The sequence below is a fragment of the Methylocystis borbori genome (assembly GCF_036576025.1).
Classification (GTDB): Bacteria; Pseudomonadota; Alphaproteobacteria; order Rhizobiales; family Beijerinckiaceae; genus Methylocystis; species Methylocystis borbori.
Map to the genome: position 1 here is coordinate 1 of NZ_JAZHYN010000019.1, position 18,139 is coordinate 18,139.

Consider the following 18,139-nt stretch of genomic DNA (forward strand, 5'->3'; position numbering starts at 1 on the left):
GCGGGTCGGGGGCGTCCCGGCGCGGCCCTTGCGGCGGCATTTGCGCGGCGAGGCGCTGCTCGACAGACTCGCGCGCCGCGACAAGCCGACGTAAGACAGGCTCCAAAAACGCCAATCCTGGTTACGGGGGGAACGACCATGGCCGAGGCTGCCGCCGGCGCGACGCTTGAGAGCGCCGACATTCTGGAGATCATGCGCTATCTGCCGCATCGCTATCCGTTTTTGCTCGTCGATCGCATCATCGACATTCGGGGCGACGAATCCGGCGTCGGCGTCAAGAACGTCACTGTGAACGAGCCGCATTTCCAGGGACATTTTCCCGAACGTCCGGTCATGCCCGGCGTGCTGCTCGTCGAGGCGATGGCGCAGACGGCGGGCGTCATCGCGATGCGCGCGCAAGGAGAGGTCGAGCGCCCGCGCCTCGTCTATTTCGTCACGATCGACAAGGCCAAATTCCGCAAGCCGGTCACGCCAGGCGACCGCGTGGAGTTCCACATGACGAAGACTGCGCAGAAGCGTAACATCTGGTGGTATTTGGGTCGCGCGCTTGTCGACGGCACGCTCGTCTGCGAGGCGGAAATCAGCGCCATGATGGGCGCGTGAAGCGAAAGCTCCGGGCGGGGCGATGACTGCGACGCTGCATCCTTCAAGCGTCGTCGAGCCGGGCGCGCGGCTCGGCGACGATGTCGTCGTCGGACCCTTTTGCCATATTGGCGCGAATGTCGAGATCGGCGCGGGCTCGGAGCTCGTCTCGCATGTCGTCGTCGGCGGGCGCACGAAAATCGGCGCGCGCGCGCGCATTTTTCCTTTCGCCGCCGTCGGCCTGCCCTCGCAGGATCTTAAGGCGCGACTCGCCGAGGGCGCGCTTTCGATCGGCGACGACTGCGTCATCCGCGAGGGCGTGACGATCAACGCCGGCGCGGGCGCAGGGACCGTCATTGGCGCGCGCTGCGCTTTTCTCGCCGCTTCCCATGTCGCGCATGACTGCCGTCTCGGCGACGATGTCGTCCTGTCGAACCAGGTCCTGCTCGGCGGCCATGTCGAAATCGGCGACTGCGTGATGATCGGCGGCGGGACGGCCGCGCATCAGAATGTGCGCATCGGCGCGCATGCTTTCGTTGGCGGACTTTCGGGCGTCGAAGGCGATGTCGCGCCCTTCGGGCTCGCGTCGGGAAATCGCGCGCATCTTTTCGGCCTCAATCTCGTCGGCCTGCGTCGGCGCGGCTTCGCGCAGGAGCGCATCGAGCGCCTGCGCAAAGCCTATCGTCTGCTCTTTGCACGCAATGACGCGCGCGTTTTCGCCGCGCGCATCGAGGCGCTGGCGCGCGACTTCGCCGGCGACGCCGATATCGCCGTCCTTCTCGATTTTCTGCGCGCGCCCGCGACGCGTCCGCTTTGCGCGCCGCGCGCGAAACCGGCGGCGCTCGAAGAATGACCCGCGTCATTGCGAAGAGCGGCGCGATGCGGCGATCCAGCGCGCGACGAAAATCATTGCGCATTTTTCTCGTCGCTGGCGAAGCATCGGGCGACGAACTCGGCGCGGGGCTGATGCGCGCCTTGCGCGTCGCGCGAAGCGACGTCGAATTCGCGGGCGTCGGCGGCGAGGCCATGGCGCGCGAGGGGCTCGCCTCGCTCTTTCCGCTTTCCGACATCGCCGTGATGGGACTGATCCCCGTGCTCGCGCGGCTGCCGCGCATCATGGCGCGCATCGACGCCACTGTTCGCGCGGCGATCGATTTCGCGCCCGATTGTCTCGTCATCGTCGACGCGCCGGATTTCACCCATCGCGTCGCGCGCGGCCTGCGCGCCGCACGGCGCGATGTTCCGATCGTCGATTATGTCAGTCCGACGGTCTGGGCGTGGCGGCCTGGCCGCGCCCGCGCCATGCGCGATTATGTCGATTGCATATTGGCGCTTTTGCCTTTCGAGCCTGAGGCGCATGCGCGGCTCGGCGGCCCGCGTTGCGTCTATGTCGGCCATCCGCTCGTCGAGCGGCTCGATGAATTGACGCCTGATAGTTCCGCTCAAGAGAGAGAAGAAGCACGGCCGCTTCTTCTCATTCTCCCCGGTTCGCGGCTTGCGGAAATACAGCGGATGACGCCGCTCTACGGCGAGACGCTCGAACTTCTTTTACGCGCGCGTCCGAACATCGACGTCGCCATTCCCGTTGCGCCGAATATGGAAGCGGCGCTCGCGCGCGAATTGCGCGACTGGCCGCTAGATCACGCCGCATTTGGGCGGAATCGCCCAAATGCGGATCACGTGATCGATTCTAAAAGTTTAGAGCGCGCTTTAAGCGAAAAACCGGATTCCACTTTTTCGCGGCGCGCTCTGGCGCCACGGCTCCTGAGCCAAGCGGAAAAATTCGCGGCCTTTCGCAAAGCCCGCGCGGCGCTCGTCACGTCGGGCGCGGCGACGCTCGAACTCGCGCTCGCGGGCGCGCCGATGGTCGTCGCCTACAAAGTCTCGAAGGCGGAGTCGCTATTGCGCTTTCTCGTCAAGGTCGATTCAATCGTTCTGCCCAATCTCGTCATCGGCGAAAGGGCCGTTCCCGAATTCCTGCAGGAAGCCGCGACGCCGCGCGCGCTCGTCGACGCGCTGACGCCGCTCTTCGATGACGGCCCCGCGCGCGCGGCGCAACTCGCCGCCTTTGCGCGCGTGCGCGCCAAGCTTCTCGAAGCGGGAGGCAACCCCAGCGCACGGGCTGCGGAGATTGTGCTGGAATATGCGGAGAGAGGCGCGCGGTCCATATAGAAGGTAGTGGCTCAGTTTGAATTTCGGCCTATGACCCATTGCTGTTTTGCCAAACGTCTGCTGGCGGGACCGGCTGGCCGGCCGGACGGGGCGGTTTGCAGACGAAAATGAAACGCCTACAGTGGCGCCGGTCGTCTGATCGGAGAGTTTAGAGGCCCCATCGTCGCATTCGATCATTGGATAAAGCTTTTAAAATGCGAGCAGACATAAATTCCCCAAAGGATTTGAAGGTTTGGTTGCAGGAGCGTCCGCCGGTGGTCGCCGCTGTGATCGCATCGCGACTGGGATTGCGGCTTATTCCATTCGTTATCGATCCGCTACCAGCCGGTGATCTTTCTGCCAAGGAAAGGCTTCAAATCGTTAGGGCGTTTCGCTACGTGGCAATTGGTCGCCTTGCCACGAAGCATCCGTCGGCCGCTCTAGATCAACTGATGACAGTCATTAATTCCGTTGCTCCGTCTCGGACCAATTTCGCCGGCGCCGCGATCGCAGAAGCCTCTCGTTCCGGCGTGTCGCTATTTGAGGCCGCGCGTGGAGACTTCTATGCTGACGCCCCTTCATCTCGCGCCTGGTACGCGGCAGGCCTCGCCTCCGCGGTACAAGAAGCCGGTTCGCCTTGGTTCGCGATCGCGGAAGATGCGGCGTGGATCGATAAATTTGACGATCCCCATAAGTTGCTAGCTGAACCGATCTGGCTCACCGAACGGACGTCAGCGTCAATGCCGCAGCCCTTTCTTTCTCGTTGGATTTCAATGTGCGCCTTGCTCTCGCATGATGACGATAGTTGGAAGGTCTGGACCGGCTGGTATCAGGACCGGCTCGATGGAGCGATCCCGGAAAAAGACGAAATTGAATATCTTCGACTCTCTCTCGTTCCAAATGCGGCCACCAAGGCGAATGATGACTCCGAGGAAGGCCGGCAGAATTGGTGGCGAGAAATCGAAGCTAACAGCACGATTTTCAAAAATGACCCGAGAAAAGCAAACCGTCTCGCAGCAAGATATATCGCTGATTTCAGGCAGCCGTAAATCGAGGCCAACAGGCCTCGCTCGGGTTCGCATGCGGGGGTCGTCCGGCCTTGTCGGGCTATAGCGTGCCAGAGTTGAAAGCAGCATTGTCCGCTTTCGGTCGAGAGTTCTTGTAGGCCTGCGGCCCGATAGCGGCCATTCTCGATGGCCGCGCGCCAATGTCTGGCAAGGCGATCACATTTTCAGCGAGACCGCTCTACCGGCTTGATATTGAGCGCGAATGTCCTTGTTTCCCGCCGGCTCCGCCGCGCGGCCTTTTCGCTTGTATCTTTAGGCGTCGCAACCATAATCGGCGCCAAGTTGAACGCGGCGCGAATTTCCTTGCTCCGCGCCTTTGTGAAAGGGCGACGCTTTGTCTCAATCTGCGAGCAAGAATTACCTCAACCGCAAATCCGTATATAAGCTCATCGCCGATCACGAGGCCGAACAGGGCGACGGCCTGAAGCGCGCGCTCGGCTGGGCGTCATTGATGGCGATGGGCATCGGCGGCATCATCGGCGCCGGCATTTTCGTGCTCACCGGCACGGCCGCGGCGAAATATGCGGGGCCCGGGGTCACGGTCTCCTTCCTGCTGTCGGGCCTCGCCTGCACCTTCGTCGCTTTGTGCTATGCGGAGCTTGCCGCGCTCATTCCCGTCGCGGGCAGCACTTACACCTATGCCTATGTCACGCTCGGCGAAGTATTCGCCTGGGCGATCGGCTGGAATCTCGTGCTCGAATACGCCGCGGGCGCGGCGACAGTCGCGGTCGGCTGGGGCGGCTATTTCAATCGCGTCGTGCAGGGCTTTGGAATCAATTTGCCGCCTGAACTCACCCACGCTTATTTCGCCGATCCCGGCGCGCATGGCCTGTTCAACGTTCCCGCGGCGGCGATCATTCTCATTCTGACCGCGCTCCTCGTGCGCGGCACGACCGAGTCCTCGCTCGTCAATAACATCATCGTCGCGATCAAAGTCACCGTCGTGCTGCTCGTGATCTTCTTTGGCGCGGCCGCCGTCAATGCTGCCAATTGGTCGCCGCTCATCCCCGAGAATACGGGCGAATTTGGCATTTATGGCTGGAGCGGCGTGCTCCGCGGCGCCTCCGTCGTCTTCTTCGCCTATATCGGCTTCGATGCGGTCTCGACCGCCGCGCAGGAAGCGCATACGCCGCAGCGCGACGTGCCGATCGGCATTCTCGGCTCGCTCATCATCTGCACCATTCTTTACGTCGCCGTCGCGGCGGTGGCGACGGGCGTCGTGAACTATAAGGAGCTTGGCGTGCCGGATCCGATCGCGCTGGCGATGGATCATACGGGCGTCTCCTGGCTTTCATGGACCGTGAAGCTCGGCGCGCTCGCCGGCCTCACCACAGCGATCCTCGTGCTGCTCTTTGGCCAGACGCGCGTCTTTTACGCCATGGCGCAGGACGGGCTGCTGCCGCAGATCTTCGCGCGGCTGCATCCGAAATTCCGTACGCCGGCCGTGAGCCAGATTATGATCGGCGTCGTCGTAGCCGTCGCCGCGGGACTATTCCCCATCGACATTCTCGGCGAGATGGTCAGCATCGGCACGCTCGCCGCCTTTGCGCTCGTCTGCATGGCGGTCCTTCGCCTGCGCCGCATGCATCCCGACCTGCATCGGCCGTTCCGCGCGCCGGGCATTCCCTGGCTGCCGATCGCGGGCATTTTCTCTTGCGCTGCGCTGATGGTCGCGTTGCCGCTCGACACCTGGCTGCGGCTCCTCATCTGGACAGGCATCGGCATGGCGATCTATGTTTTCTACGGCGTCAAACACGCCAAGCGCCAGCATTGACGGGAGGCTCGCACGCCTCCGGGTCGGCGGCGATCGCCGCCGACTTACCGACGAAATGTCGCGCATGACGTTTTGCATCAGTCGAGCGGAGTTCGTTAAGGATGAGCGCGCCGGCGATCGTATGGTTTCGCAACGATCTGCGCATCGCCGACAATCCCGCATTGACGGCGGCGGCGCATAGCGGCGCGCCGCTGGTCGCGCTCTACGTTCTCGACGATGACAGCGCCGGCGACTGGCGCATGGGCGCCGCGGCGCGGTGGTGGCTGCATCATTCTCTCGCTTCCTTGGCGCAGAGCCTCGCCGAGCGTGGTCTGTCGCTGACATTGCGACGCGGACGCTCCCATTATGTCTTCGAGCAGGTCGTCGCCGAAACGGGCGCGGGCGCCGTCTATTGGAACCGGCTTTACGAACCCTGGGCGATGCGGCGCGACGAGGAAATCCAGTCGCAGCTTAAGGAAGACGGCGTCGAAACGCATTGCTTCCACGAGTCGTTGCTGTTCGAACCCGGCAAGCTGCGAAACAAGATGGGCGAGGTCTTTCGCGTCTTCACGCCGTTCTGGCGCGCCTGTCTCGCCGCGCCGCCGCCAGCGCCGCCTTTGCCGGCGCCGAAAAAATTCGACGCCGCGCCGCTTCCGCCCGAGAGCGACGATCTCGACGCCTGGCGCCTTCTGCCGATAAATCCCGACTGGGCAGGCGGCATGCGCAAGGTCTGGCTCGTCGGAGAGTCGGCGGCGCGCGCGGAACTCGCCGAGTTCGCGCGCAATCATGTCGCCGACTATAAGGCCGAGCGCGACTTCCTCGGGCGCGTCGGCGTTTCGCGCCTTTCGCCGCATCTGCATTTTGGCGAAGTTTCGCCGCGCGACGTCTGGCATGCGATTACGGAGCCCGATAGCGTCGGCGGCGCGGCTTATTTGCGCGAACTCGGCTGGCGAGAGTTTTGCCATCATTTGCTCGTCGCCCATGGGGACATGCCCGAGCGTCCGCTGGACAAGGCGTTTGAGAGATTTCCCTATCGCCATGACGTCGACGCGCTCGACGCCTGGCGGAAGGGCGAGACGGGCTATCCGCTCGTCGACGCGGCGATGCGCGAATTGTGGATCACGGGGTGGATGCACAATCGCGCGCGTCTCGTCGCCGCGAGCTTTCTCATCAAGCACCTCCTGATTGATTGGCGCCAAGGCGAACGCTGGTTCTGGGACACGCTGGTCGACGCCGATCTCGCCAACAACAGCGCCAACTGGCAATGGGTCGCGGGCTGCGGCGCGGACGCAGCGCCTTATTTTCGCATCTTCAATCCGGCGCTGCAGGGCGAGAAATTCGATCCCGACGGCGCTTATGTTCGGCGGTTCGTTCCAGAGCTCGCGGCGCTCGACGCCCGCTATATTCATCGCCCCTGGCAGGCGCCGGAGAATTTGCTGCGCGACGCGGGCGTTCGGCTTGGCGAAACCTATCCGCGCCCGATCGTCGATCATGCGACGGCGCGCGCGCGGGCGCTGGCGGCTTTTGCGGAGATGCGACGTTAGCCCCTTATTGCGAGGAGCTAGCCCCCAATGACGCAGCTGCGACATCTCGCCAATCTCCTTGGAACCCGCTAAAGCCTGCCGTATGCCCCCCGACATCCGTCCTTTTGAAGAAATCCGCATGTTGTTCGCCAATATGCCGGCGCCGGACGCGCAGGCCCTCGCGGCCGTCCGCGCGCGCGATAGCGAACTCACTAAGCCGCCGGGCGCGCTCGGACGTCTCGAGGAAATCGTCGAATGGCTCGCCGCCTGGCAGGGCAGGGCGGAGCCTGTCATCGAGCGTCCGCTCGTCGCCGTCTTCGCCGGCAATCACGGCGTCGTCGCGCAGGGCGTCTCCGCCTTTCCCGCGAGCGTCACGCAGCAGATGGTGGCGAATTTCCAGAGCGGCGGGGCGGCGATCAATCAGATTTGCAAGATCCATGGCCTCGGGCTGAAAGTCTTCGAACTGGCGCTCGAACGTCCGACGGTGGACTTCACCGAGGCGCCCGCCATGGACGAACGCGAAGCGGCGGCGACTTTCGCCTATGGCATGGAGGCGGTCGGGGGCGGCGTCGATCTCCTCGCGCCGGGCGAGATGGGCATCGGCAATACGACGAGCGCCGGCGCGATCTACGCCGCCCTTTATGGCGGGCCGGCGTCGCGCTGGACCGGGCGCGGCGCGGGCGTCGACGCCGCCGGCCTTGTCCGCAAGAACGCGGCGATCGAGAAGGCGCTGGCGCTGCATGGCCCGCATCTTTCCGATCCGCTGGAAATTTTGCGCCGGCTGGGCGGGCGCGAGATCGCGGCGATCATGGGCGCGATCATGGCGGCGCGCCTCAACCGCATTCCCGTCGTCCTGGACGGCTATGTCGCCTGCGCGGCGGCGGCGCTGCTCCACGCGCTGTCGACGGAATCGATCGCTCACTGCGTCGCCGGCCATGTCTCCGCCGAGGGCGCGCATCGCGACATATTGGCGCGCTTGGGCAAGCGTCCGCTGCTCGATCTCGATATGCGGCTTGGGGAAGGCTCGGGCGCGGCGCTCGCCATCGGCGTCGTCAGGGCCGCGCTCGCCTGCCATCGCGACATGGCGACGTTCCAAAGCGCCGGCGTTTCGGGTAAAACGCAATAAAGGCGGCGCGCGGCGCGCGCGCCCTTCGCCCCTCAAAAAACTGTCACATCCACATGCGCATTGAAGGCGCCGCGTGGGCGATGCGCGGCGCGATGAAGGAATGAACGGCATGAATTGGGATCTTCCCTCGGCCTATCTCCCGATGATCTTCATGGCCGTCCTCGCGGCGGCGTTCGTCTTTCATCTCACCCGACTCTTGGGACCGGGGCGTTTTCTGCACGCGGCCTATGCGGCGAGCGCCGCGGGCCTGATCTACATCCTGGGGGCGGAGCGGTTCGGCTGGCGCACCGCCGGGGAGCCCGCGCTGTTCTGGGTCTATGTCGCGCTTTTCGCGCTCGTGGCGGTCTATGTCGCGCGGCGGCGGGCTCAATATGGCCTCATCGGCCTGCCTTGGCTCTCCGCGCTCATCCAGCAGGGCGTGGTGGCCTACATGTTCGCGCCGGATTCGTTCCGAAAGCCGCCTGTGACGGCCATCCTCTTTCTCTATTTCGCCTTCGAGGCGGTCGCTTGGCTGCGCGGGCGCGAGGAGGAGGAGAAGGGCGCGGTCGCCGTCGCGGACGCTGCGGCGCGTCCGCCGCTTTTCCCGCCGAAGCGCCGGCGCGGGCCCGCCGAAATTTCGCTGGCGGCCGTGGCGCTGGCCATCGCCTATCTGCTTTTCATCGGCCCGCATCCGGTCGTAGAGGCGCCGGAGGCCGCGACGGCCGAGGGGACGACGGGCGCCGAAGGCGAACAATCCGTCGCGAGCGAGGAGCCGGCCGCTCCCGAAGGACAGGAAACCGCCTCCGCCGAGACGCAGCGGAGCGAGGCGGAAAGCGAGAAGGCGCTCGGGGCCGCGCCAGAGTCGTCTTCGACCGTGGCGGCGCGGGAGCCGGAAGCCGCTCCCCGAGCGGCGAAGGCGGACGAGGTCTATGCGGCGCGCGCGGGCGACACGTTCAAATCCATCGCCAAGCGCGTCTATGGGACCGCGAATAAATGGCGCGCGCTCGCCGACGCCAATCCCGAGCTGAAAGCGAAGAAATTCCGCGCCGGCCAACTCATTAAGCTGCCGTCGCCGCCGACGCGGTGATCGTTCCGCGCTCCGTCATCACGAAATCGAGCGGCTGATCATGCGGCTCGATCGGCACATGATCCGCTTCCTGGCAGGAATAGGCGACGCCGATGGCGACGACGCGCTTTCCGGCGCGAATCTCGGCGAGCGTCGCGTCGTAAATGCCGCCGCCATAGCCGAGCCGAAAGCCCCGCCGATCGAAAGCGGCGAGGGGCGAAAAGATGATGTCGGGATCATAGGCCGGCATGTCTTCCGCCGGCTCCGAAAGGCCGAAGGGCCCCTTGACCAGATCGTCGCCCGGCGTAAAGGCGCGGAAGACGAGCGGATGACGCACCTTATGCATCACCGGCAGCGTGACGCGATAGTCCTTCGCCGCGAGCGCCTCGATGAGCGGACGCGTATTGAGCTCGCTGCGGATCGGCCAATAGACCGAAACGACCGGCCCCTCGATCTGCGCGTCGCGGGCAATGCGCTCGACCAGCGCGAACCCCTGCGCGGCGATCGCGGCGGCCGCCTCATGCGCTTCCTGCGGCGTCACGAGATCGCGCCGCGCGAGAAAGCGTCGGCGCAGTTCGGCTTTCAAATCGCTCATGCGCAAGGAATAGGAAAAGGAAGCGCGGGCCACAAGAGCCGTGGGACATCGATCCCGGGAACCTACAACGTAGGTGGGCGCCGTATGGCCAAGCCCACGGGCAAGGCCAGGGACAGCTCCCATAAGGATCGATAAGGCCCCGGGGAATAATAGTCCTGCACGCACCCCGCAGCGCCGCGAAGCCAATGTAGCGCCCCGGCCGCGCGGGCGCCAGTGGCCCCGAAGGGATCTCGCCTGTTTATGCGAAAGCCAAATCCGACGGCGTCGCCTGCTTCGGCGTTTCCGAGTCGACGGGCAGCCGCGCGATCCGCGTCAGCGTGAAAAGGCCGAAGGGCGGCAGCAGCCGGCGCTCGACGAGTTTCATTTGCGGATTTTCGTCGATCCAGTCGCCGATGATCGACCAGGGAAACTGCGGGCGCCAGCCGAGCTTGGGCGCCATATGGCGGTCGAGCCAGGCCTCGAAGAGCGCGATGGCTTCGTCCTTGCCGCTGACATGGTTGACGAGCACGATCTCGCCGCCCGGCCGCAGCACCCGCGCGAGTTCATCGAGCAAGGCTTCGGGCTCAGGCACGACGGTGAGCACATAGGGCGCGACCACGCAGGCGAAACTCGCGTCGGCGAAGGCCATGCGCGTCGCGTCCATTTTTGAGAGGCCGGCGATATTGCCAAGGCGCTCGCGGCGCACGCGCTGCGCCGCGCGGCGCAGCATGGGCTCGGAGAGATCGACGCCGAAGACCTGCGCATGGCGGTCGAAGAGCGGCAATTCGAGGCCCGTGCCGACGCCGACGTCAAGGATCGGACCCTGCGCCTTGGACGCCGCCGTCGCCGCGGCGCGCCGGCCGGGCTTTAACAGCGTCGCGAAGGTGAGGTCATAGATCGGCGCCCAGCGCGCATAGGCGGCTTCCACATCGCAATTGTCCGGACCATCGACATCAGGCGCATCGTTTCTTACTTGGCTCATCAAGGCGCCCTTCGCGCATATGCGGGCCGCTCCTGCGGCGGCTTGGCTGAATTGGTCAGGATCGCCGGCTCGACCGCGGCGATGAAGCCGCCGCCGAGCACGCGCGTCTCTTCTTCATCGGCGTCGTAGAAGACGCAGGCCTGCCCGGGCGATACGCCGAATTCGCCCGCCGCGAAGACGACGGACGCGGCCCCCTCCGCCTCGGGGATGAGGCGCGCGGGAACCGGCGGGCGGGTGGAGCGCACGCGCGCCATGATGTCGATCCCGCCGGCGGGCAGGGACGACAGCTCGCCTTCGCCGATCCAGTTCACGTCGCGCAATTTGACGGCGCGCGTCTCCAGGGCTTCGCGCGGGCCGACCACGACCTGCGCCCGCGCGGCGTCGAGACGCAGGACGTAAAGCGGCTCGGCGTCGCGTCCGGCGACGGCGGCGCCAAGGCCAAGCCCGCGCCGCTGGCCGATGGTGTAGTGAATGACGCCGGCGTGGCGTCCCAGCACGCGGCCATCGATATGCACGATCTCGCCCGGCACGACGGATTCGGGCGCGAGCCGCTCGACAACGTCGGTATAGCGCCCGCTCGGCACGAAACAGATGTCCTGGCTGTCGGGCTTGTCGGCGATGTCGAGTCCGAAGCGGCGCGCCATCTCGCGCACTTGCGCCTTGGTGTAGTCGCCGAGCGGGAAGCGTAACGCGCGCAGTTGCTCGCGCGTCGTCGCGAAGAGGAAATAGCTCTGGTCGCGGGAGGCGTCGCGGGCGCGATAAAGCGCGCGTCCGCCGCGGCCGTCGTCGCGGGCTGAAATGTAATGGCCGGTCGCGAGCGCCGTCGCGCCAAGGTCCTTCGCCGTATCCATGAGATCGGCGAATTTGATGAATTGATTGCAGGCGACGCAGGGCACCGGCGTTTCGCCGCTCGCGTAGCTCGCGGCGAATTCGTCGATCACTTTCTCGCGAAAGCGGTCCTCGTAATCGAGGACGAAATGCGGAATGCCGAGCCGCGCCGCGACCTGTCGCGCATCATGAATGTCGCGGCCGGCGCAGCAGGCGCCCCGGCGATGCGTCGCCTCGCCATGGTCGTAGAGCTGCATGGTGACGCCGACGACGTCATAGCCCTGCTCCTTGAGCAGGGCGGCGACCACGCTCGAATCGACGCCGCCCGACATGGCGACGACGACGCGGGCGTCGCGCGGCGAGGCGGGCGGGAACGCATGATCCGATACGCTATTCGTCATAATCGGGCGACGCCTATCAATTATGCAAAGGGCCGGGTTGGCGAAGGCGCGACCGCGCGCGTTCGTCCGCCGGCTCCGCCCGCCGCGCATGGAAGAGGCCGACCGCCTTCATTTAGAGCATTCCTCGACCGGGAAGCAATCTTATCGGCGCCAAGAGCGCAAAATCTGTCATTTCCGCGTCATGTTGTTCGGAACCGTCATCGCTGCTATGACGCCGCGGCGTTTTTGGGGCGCGGGGACGATTTCCATGGCGGCGATGAAAATTCTGGCCGGCAATTCGAACCGGCCGCTGGCCGAGGCGATCGCGGCGCATCTCGCGATTCCGCTCTGCCGCGCCCAGGTCCGCCGTTTCGCCGATCAGGAGATCTGGGTCGAAATCCTGGAGAATGTGCGCGGACAGGACACATTCGTGATCCAGTCCACCTCGGCGCCGGCCAACGATCATCTGATGGAGCTCCTCATCATGATCGACGCGCTGCGCCGCGCCTCCGCGCGCCGCATCACGGCGGTCATTCCCTATTTCGGCTACGCCCGGCAGGATCGCAAGCAGGGGCCGCGCACGCCGATTTCGGCCAAGCTTGTCAGCAATCTCATCACCCGCGCGGGCGCCGACCGCGTGCTCACGGTCGATCTCCACGCCGGACAGGTTCAGGGCTTCTTCGACATTCCGACCGACAATCTCTTCGCCGCGCCGGTGATGGTGGTGGACATAAAGTCGCACCTCCAGCTCAACAACGTCATGGTCGTTTCGCCGGACGTGGGCGGCGTCGTGCGCGCCCGGGCGCTCGCCAAGCGCATCGACGCGCCGCTCGCCATCGTCGACAAGCGCCGCGAGCGCGCGGGCGAATCCGAGGTGATGAACATCATCGGCGAGGTCGAGGGCCATAATTGCATCCTCGTCGACGACATCGTCGATTCCGGCGGAACGCTCTGCAACGCCGCCGACGCCCTGCTCGCGGCGGGCGCGCTCTCCGTTTACGCCTATATCACCCATGGCGTGCTGTCCGGCGCGGCGGCCGAGCGCATCGCCAACTCCAAGCTCAAGCAATTGGTCGTCACCGACACGATCCGCGCGACGGCGGCGGTCGAGTCCGCGCATAACATCCGCGTCATCCCGATCGGCCATCTGATCGGCGAGGCCATCGCGCGCACCGCGAAGGAAGAGAGCGTGTCAAGCCTCTTCGATTGATTTCGATCAATCAGCGCCAGGGCGGAGACTGGCGCGGAACACGGTGAGACATGCCCCCGCGAAGCCGAAGGTGGTCGTGACGATGCTCGCCTTGAGATAGACGCCGAATAAAGCCGGGCCGAGACCTTCCGCCGCGCCGCCATCGAGGACCGGGAAAACCCCCATTAATACAAATAGGCTGGAATTGGCGAAGGCGCCGATGACCATCGCCCAGCGCACCGGCCAGGCGAGCGGAACGCGCGCCCCATAGAAGCCGAGAAGGAGCGCGCTCATCAACAGAAAATCGATATGGGCTTGCAGGACTCGCGTGAATTTTCCGGCAAAGATTCCCGCCATCAGCGGCGCTTCCATTTTAAGGCCTACGAGACACCAGGCGAGAACAAGCGCGACGATAATCCAAAGGGCTGCGCCCCTGAGTAGAATGATGTTCGTCTTTTGGGCCGATTGCGCATGTTCCGTCATCACGACATCCTCGATGGTCTCGGCGGATCGCCGAACGCTCGATAAATGCCGCGTTCGGCAAGAACGCGCTTGACCGGGACGGCTGAAAAACTTGTCTGAAACGGATGCCGTCTGCGGGGGTTCGAAGAGAATTATCTCATGACGAAGGCGCAGATTTTTTCGACTGAGCAAGCGGCGCCGAATCGCCGCCGCGAATGGCTATGCGAGGTGATCGGACGCGAATATGCCCGCGTCGATGTCCGCCCGCTTCCGGAGCAGCGGCTGTTCAACGAAATGACGATTCATGCCGGAGCGGACGTTCGACTCTCAACGATCCGCTCGAATGGCATCTTTATAGAAAGGCCAAAAAGGCCAGCGTTGCCCGATAGCCAGGACGTTTATCTCGCGGTTGTATTGCTGTCCGGCGAGTATTTTCTCGAGCAGGGCGACCGCCAAGTCTCGCTGCGTCCCGGCGATATGGCGATTTACGATGCGACGCTGCCGCACAAAATTTACTGCCCCGAAAAATTCTCTAAGCTGATTGTCTCTTTGCCGCATGCGACAATGAGATCGCGTTCCTTCGGCATAGACCGCCGTTTGGCCTCGCCGATCGACGGCGGTCAGGGCGTCGGCGCGATAGCTGCGTCTTATGTCCGGTCCTTTACCGCCCATGCGGGCGAGTTGACCGACGAATTCTTCGCTGCGATGGCCGATCACTGCGCCGATCTGGTCGCATTGTCCCTGTCGGAGCCAAGCGAATATTTCCGCGCAAACCGGGGCCGGGAAGCGACGCTGCGGCGGGTGAAGCGATTCATCGACGGCCGCCTCCGCGACCCGCAGCTCGATCCTGCGATGGCGGCGCAGGCGCTCGGCCTTTCAATACGTTATCTCAACGCGCTCTTTGAAGCGGAGGGCCTGTCGCTCATGCGTTATGTATGGGCGCGGCGTCTGGAAAATTGTCGCCGCGACCTCGCATCTGACGCTCGGGCGTCGATCGGCGAGATCGCCTATCGTTGGGGGTTCAGCGATCTTTCGCATTTCAGCCGCGCGTTTCGTCGGCGATTTGGATTATCGGCGCGCGAGGCGCGGATGCAGAGTGAATAGGTAGCGGTCGAGTCCGCGCGTAACCCGCGTCATTCCGATTGGCCATCTGATCGGCGAGACCATCGCGCGCCGTGAACGAAGAGAGCATGTCGACCCTGTCCGATTGAGTTAGCGATGCAAGAAGGGATCGATCAATGGCAGGCCGAGGCCTTCGAAGTCCTTCACGTTTCGCGTCGCCAGCGGGACAGCTTTAGCAAGCGCCGTCGCCGCAATAAGCGAGTCGCTCACGGTTAGGACGCGTCCTTGATCTTTCGCAAAGGCGCGCAAACCGCCGGCGGTCTCGGCGATTGCGACATCCACGGGAATCGCCTTTGGGCCGAAGCGGTCGCGCATCGCGGCGAGAAAAGCCGCGAGGCGAAACTTCTGTTCGCGACTTGCGATTTCGAGTCCATAGTTCAATTCGTGAAAGAGAATGACGCTCACGAGAATCCGTGGCGTCGCCTCGACAAAGGCGACAACGCGGGCGTCGGGTCGTTTGCGCGCGAGTTCCGAGATAATATTCGTGTCGAAAAGCGCCGCGTCGGGCATCGGTTCAGTTCTTGAATTCGGGCGCCGGCCGATCCTCGCTCCGGTCAGGTAAGGGAATATCCACGCCGACGCGGCGGGCGACTTCGAGCAGCCAGCGCCCGTCGTGAGGCGCAATGGCTTCTTCGTAAGTCTTGACCGATACGACGACGCATGGGTCCTGCGCGCCAATGACCTGCGGCTCTCCGGCGCGCGCGCGCCGAAGAATTTCAGAAAGCTCCGCCTTCGCTTTTGCGACCGACCACATTGCTATCTCCCTATATGGACTAATATAGACTAGTCTTTGTATGGTTGGCAATCCATCCTTCCACCCGCTCTGCGCCCGCTTGCCCAACCCGCGCGGGCGATGCGAGAAGACGCCGCATGACGCCAAGCGCCGCCCTTAACCCCGTTCCCGCCCGCTTCAATCTCGCCCGCTATTGCCTCGCCGAAAACGCGCGGCTGCGCCCCGACGCTCCGGCGCTGACCGTCGTCGGCGACAAAGCGGCGCGGCGCTGGACCCACGCGGAACTCGATCTCAGGGTGCGCCGTCTCGCCGCCGGCCTGCGCGCTCTCGGCCTCCCTTCGGGCGCGCGCGTCATGATCCGCATGGGCAATGAGGCGAACGCCGCGCTCTGCTACTTCAGCGCCATTGCGGCAGGCTATGTGGCGCTGCTCGCCTCCTCGCAGCTCACCTTCGAGGAAGCGGCCTTCCTCCTGCGCGACTGTGGCGCGTCGGCGCTGGCGCTCGGCGCCGCCTTCGAGAAGGAGGCGCATGAGGGCGAGGCGATCGTCCTGCGCGGCGCCGATCTGGAACGCCTCGGCGAGAGCGATCCGCTCGACGATTACGCCGACACCGCCGCCGACGATCCGGCCTATCTCGTCTATACGTCGGGGACGACCAGCCGGCCAAAGGGCGTGCTGCACGCGCATCGCGCCGCCTGGGGGCGCCGGCCGATGCGCGAACATTGGACGGGGCTCGGCCCCGGGGACGTCATGCTGCACGCCGGCGCGATCAACTGGACCTATACGCTCGGCGTCGGCGTCGTCGATCCGCTGTCGGCGGGCGCTTGCGCCGTGCTCTATAACGGCCATCCGGATCCCGCCGTGTGGCCGCGGCTGATCGAAACGCGCCGCGCCACCGTCTTCGCCGCTGTGCCCGGAGTCTTCCGGCAAATTCTCAAATATGGCGCGCCGGAGCGGGCCGATCTCTCCAGCCTGCGCCATGCGCTCTCCGCCGGCGCGGCGCTGCCGCCGAGCCTCCTCGCCGAATGGCGCGCCCGCACCGGCAAGGAGATTTACGAAGCCTTCGGCATGAGCGAAATCTCGACCTTCGTCTCGAGCGGGCCGACGACGCCGGTGAGGCCGGATTCGCCGGGCCGGCCGCAGCCGGGCCGGGTCGTCGCGGCGCTGCCGCAGGAAGGCGGCGCGACGCCCTTGCCGGCAGGCGAAACCGGGCTTCTCGCCGTGAGGCGGGACGATCCGGGCATGATGCTGCGCTACTGGAATCGGCCGGAGGAGGAGCGCGACGCCTTTCGCGGCGACTGGTTCGTGTCCGGCGATCTCGTCGAGTTCGACGCGGATGGCTATATGTGGCGCCATGGCCGCGTCGATGAAGTGATGAACGCCGGCGGCTATCGCGTCTCGCCCGCCGAGGTCGAGAAGACGCTGCTGGATTTCGACGGCGTGACCGAGGCCGCCGCCGCCGAGCGGCCGGGCCGCGACGCCGACGCCACGATCATCAAGGCCTATGTCGTGATGCGCGACGGCGCGCCCCAAGACGAGCAGGCGCTGCTCGCGCATTGCCGCGCGCATCTTGCCGCCTATAAATGCCCGCGCGCGGCGATCTTTCTCGACGCGCTGCCGCGCAACGCCAATGGCAAGCTCAATCGCGCGGCGTTGCCTTAAAAGCATGCGCCGCCGAGGACCCGACCGCGCCAGGGCGGGGTCGGGCCCTCTTCCGCTCACAGGTCCGCGTGCGGGGAGGAGGAATGCGGACGCCGGCGGAAAATAACGCGTCGATTAGGGGTGTCGACGTTTTCCATTGGGCGCCGGCGGCGCGCCATCGACGATGGCCTTCATATTGGGCGACGCCTTGAACACGACGACGCGGCGGGCCTCGATCGGCACCGGCGCGCCCGTGCGGGGATTACGGCCGGAACGCTCGTTCTTGGCGCGCACGATGAAAGAGCCGAAGTCGTGGAGCTTCAACGACTCGCCCGAGGCGAGCGTCGCCGCCATCTCTTCAATGACGCTGTCGGTGAGGCGTTTCGCTTCACGACGCGACATGGCGTTGAAGCGGCGATGAATCGCGGCCGCAAGATCTTCTCGCGTGAGCGTTCCGCGCCCGTCTGCGCGTTGGTCGGCGCTCTCGAGGTTCGAGTCCTCGCCGTCCGGTTCTATTCCCGGCGGCTCTGCTTTCTTCATCGTGGCGGTCCACATGTTCAACGGCCCTGAGTTGCGGCCGTCGCGTCGCAGTCGCTAACCGCTTACGGCCTCGTGAGTTTGTTTCGAAACTGCGCATCGAAAGGCCGTCTTGTAAGTGCGCCAGGTCACATCCCACGAATGACTTTCGTCATAAGCTTCGCTGACGACGTCGACGGCACGGTTCGTTTCGGCGTCCAAAACGGGCGTAAATCGGCGCGCCAATTCGTGTTTGCGGATGCGGCGTGCTAAGAGTTGCGGCTCAAAAACAATTGAGCCGCTTCAGCTTAGCTGTCGCGCGCATTCCGCGTTCCTTTGCAGTCGCACTGCCGTTCTTGTGCGCGACGATTTTTATGGGCGCGCCGCGAAATGCGGCGGAAAACGCATGAAGCACATTCATCGAGAGGAAGAGGGCGCCAGGCGACTCAAGGCGCCGTCGAGCGCG

The 18,139-nt window shown here is 64.9% G+C and carries 18 protein-coding genes and 1 other RNA gene; 11 read left to right on the forward strand and 8 right to left on the reverse strand.

Annotated features, from left to right (window positions below; translation table 11 throughout):
- The first annotated feature begins 138 nt into the window (after nt 1-138).
- The 8 genes from fabZ to V3H18_RS08170 all read left to right on the forward strand — a co-directional run bounded on the left by fabZ (nt 139) and on the right by V3H18_RS08170 (nt 9,268).
- Entirely contained in the window at nt 139-603 is a 465-nt protein-coding gene (gene fabZ, locus V3H18_RS08135; protein WP_332081515.1) for a 3-hydroxyacyl-ACP dehydratase FabZ, read from the forward strand.
- Between the two features lie 22 nt (nt 604-625).
- On the forward strand, nt 626-1,435 hold the full coding sequence (lpxA, locus tag V3H18_RS08140) for an acyl-ACP--UDP-N-acetylglucosamine O-acyltransferase (RefSeq protein WP_332081517.1): 810 nt from the start codon (nt 626-628) through the stop codon (nt 1,433-1,435).
- Nucleotides 1,436-1,461: 26 nt separating this feature from the next.
- Nucleotides 1,462-2,754, forward strand: coding sequence for a lipid-A-disaccharide synthase (locus V3H18_RS08145; RefSeq protein WP_332081583.1), 1,293 nt, complete (start codon nt 1,462-1,464; stop codon nt 2,752-2,754).
- Nucleotides 2,755-2,948: 194 nt separating this feature from the next.
- Nucleotides 2,949-3,782, forward strand: coding sequence for a hypothetical protein (locus tag V3H18_RS08150; RefSeq protein WP_332081518.1), 834 nt, complete (start codon nt 2,949-2,951; stop codon nt 3,780-3,782).
- Between the two features lie 352 nt (nt 3,783-4,134).
- Complete coding sequence (locus V3H18_RS08155; RefSeq protein ID WP_332081519.1) at nt 4,135-5,574, forward strand: amino acid permease; 1,440 nt, start codon at nt 4,135-4,137, stop codon at nt 5,572-5,574.
- A 101-nt stretch (nt 5,575-5,675) separates the two neighbouring features.
- Nucleotides 5,676-7,097: a cryptochrome/photolyase family protein gene (locus V3H18_RS08160; protein ID WP_332081520.1), complete on the forward strand. Its 1,422-nt coding sequence runs from the start codon at nt 5,676-5,678 to the stop codon at nt 7,095-7,097.
- Between the two features lie 82 nt (nt 7,098-7,179).
- A complete protein-coding gene (gene cobT, locus V3H18_RS08165) occupies nt 7,180-8,202 on the forward strand; it encodes a nicotinate-nucleotide--dimethylbenzimidazole phosphoribosyltransferase (RefSeq protein WP_332081521.1) in 1,023 nt (340 codons plus the stop codon).
- A gap of 109 nt (nt 8,203-8,311) precedes the next feature.
- The gene (locus tag V3H18_RS08170; protein WP_332081522.1) at nt 8,312-9,268 is read left to right on the forward strand and encodes a LysM peptidoglycan-binding domain-containing protein; all 957 of its coding nucleotides are present in this window, start codon (nt 8,312-8,314) and stop codon (nt 9,266-9,268) included.
- On the opposite strand, the gene V3H18_RS08175 is transcribed toward V3H18_RS08170, so the two are convergent.
- From V3H18_RS08175 to mnmA, 4 genes are all read right to left on the reverse strand, one after another.
- Nucleotides 9,240-9,842, reverse strand: a complete 603-nt coding sequence (locus V3H18_RS08175) for a 5-formyltetrahydrofolate cyclo-ligase (RefSeq protein WP_332081523.1) — start codon at nt 9,840-9,842, stop codon at nt 9,240-9,242. The two genes, V3H18_RS08170 and V3H18_RS08175, sit on opposite strands and share 29 nt — an antisense overlap.
- A 23-nt stretch (nt 9,843-9,865) precedes the next feature.
- Nucleotides 9,866-10,020, reverse strand: a non-coding RNA gene (ssrS, locus tag V3H18_RS08180) — 6S RNA.
- Between the two features lie 60 nt (nt 10,021-10,080).
- Nucleotides 10,081-10,803 (reverse strand): class I SAM-dependent methyltransferase, encoded by a 723-nt coding sequence (locus V3H18_RS08185; protein ID WP_332081524.1) that lies wholly within the window; start codon nt 10,801-10,803, stop codon nt 10,081-10,083.
- Nucleotides 10,803-12,032: a tRNA 2-thiouridine(34) synthase MnmA gene (mnmA, locus tag V3H18_RS08190; protein ID WP_332081525.1), complete on the reverse strand. Its 1,230-nt coding sequence runs from the start codon at nt 12,030-12,032 to the stop codon at nt 10,803-10,805. Before mnmA ends, V3H18_RS08185 begins: the two co-directional genes overlap by 1 nt.
- Nucleotides 12,033-12,279: 247 nt before the next feature.
- Here mnmA and V3H18_RS08195 point away from each other — a divergent pair, with 247 nt between their 5' ends.
- A complete protein-coding gene (locus V3H18_RS08195) occupies nt 12,280-13,221 on the forward strand; it encodes a ribose-phosphate pyrophosphokinase (RefSeq protein WP_332081526.1) in 942 nt (313 codons plus the stop codon).
- Nucleotides 13,222-13,227: 6 nt separating this feature from the next.
- Here the strand turns inward: V3H18_RS08195 and V3H18_RS08200 are convergent, their stop codons facing one another.
- Entirely contained in the window at nt 13,228-13,683 is a 456-nt protein-coding gene (locus V3H18_RS08200) for a hypothetical protein (RefSeq protein WP_332081527.1), read from the reverse strand.
- Between the two features lie 138 nt (nt 13,684-13,821).
- On the opposite strand from V3H18_RS08200, the gene V3H18_RS08205 reads away from it, so the two are divergent.
- Entirely contained in the window at nt 13,822-14,766 is a 945-nt protein-coding gene (locus tag V3H18_RS08205) for a helix-turn-helix domain-containing protein (protein WP_332081528.1), read from the forward strand.
- A gap of 108 nt (nt 14,767-14,874) precedes the next feature.
- Here V3H18_RS08205 and V3H18_RS08210 read toward each other — a convergent pair whose 3' ends face one another.
- A complete protein-coding gene (locus V3H18_RS08210) occupies nt 14,875-15,294 on the reverse strand; it encodes a PIN domain-containing protein (RefSeq protein WP_332081530.1) in 420 nt (139 codons plus the stop codon).
- A gap of 4 nt (nt 15,295-15,298) precedes the next feature.
- Nucleotides 15,299-15,538 carry a type II toxin-antitoxin system prevent-host-death family antitoxin gene (locus tag V3H18_RS08215; RefSeq protein WP_332081532.1) on the reverse strand — a complete coding sequence of 80 codons (240 nt, stop codon included), beginning with the start codon at nt 15,536-15,538 and terminating at the stop codon, nt 15,299-15,301.
- Nucleotides 15,539-15,654: 116 nt separating this feature from the next.
- Between V3H18_RS08215 and V3H18_RS08220 the strand changes: the two genes are divergently transcribed.
- On the forward strand, nt 15,655-17,178 hold the full coding sequence (locus tag V3H18_RS08220) for a class I adenylate-forming enzyme family protein (RefSeq protein ID WP_332081534.1): 1,524 nt from the start codon (nt 15,655-15,657) through the stop codon (nt 17,176-17,178).
- Nucleotides 17,179-17,292: 114 nt separating this feature from the next.
- On the opposite strand, the gene V3H18_RS08225 is transcribed toward V3H18_RS08220, so the two are convergent.
- Nucleotides 17,293-17,697, reverse strand: coding sequence for an integration host factor subunit alpha (locus V3H18_RS08225; protein ID WP_332081535.1), 405 nt, complete (start codon nt 17,695-17,697; stop codon nt 17,293-17,295).
- Between the last annotated feature and the right edge of the window lie 442 nt (nt 17,698-18,139).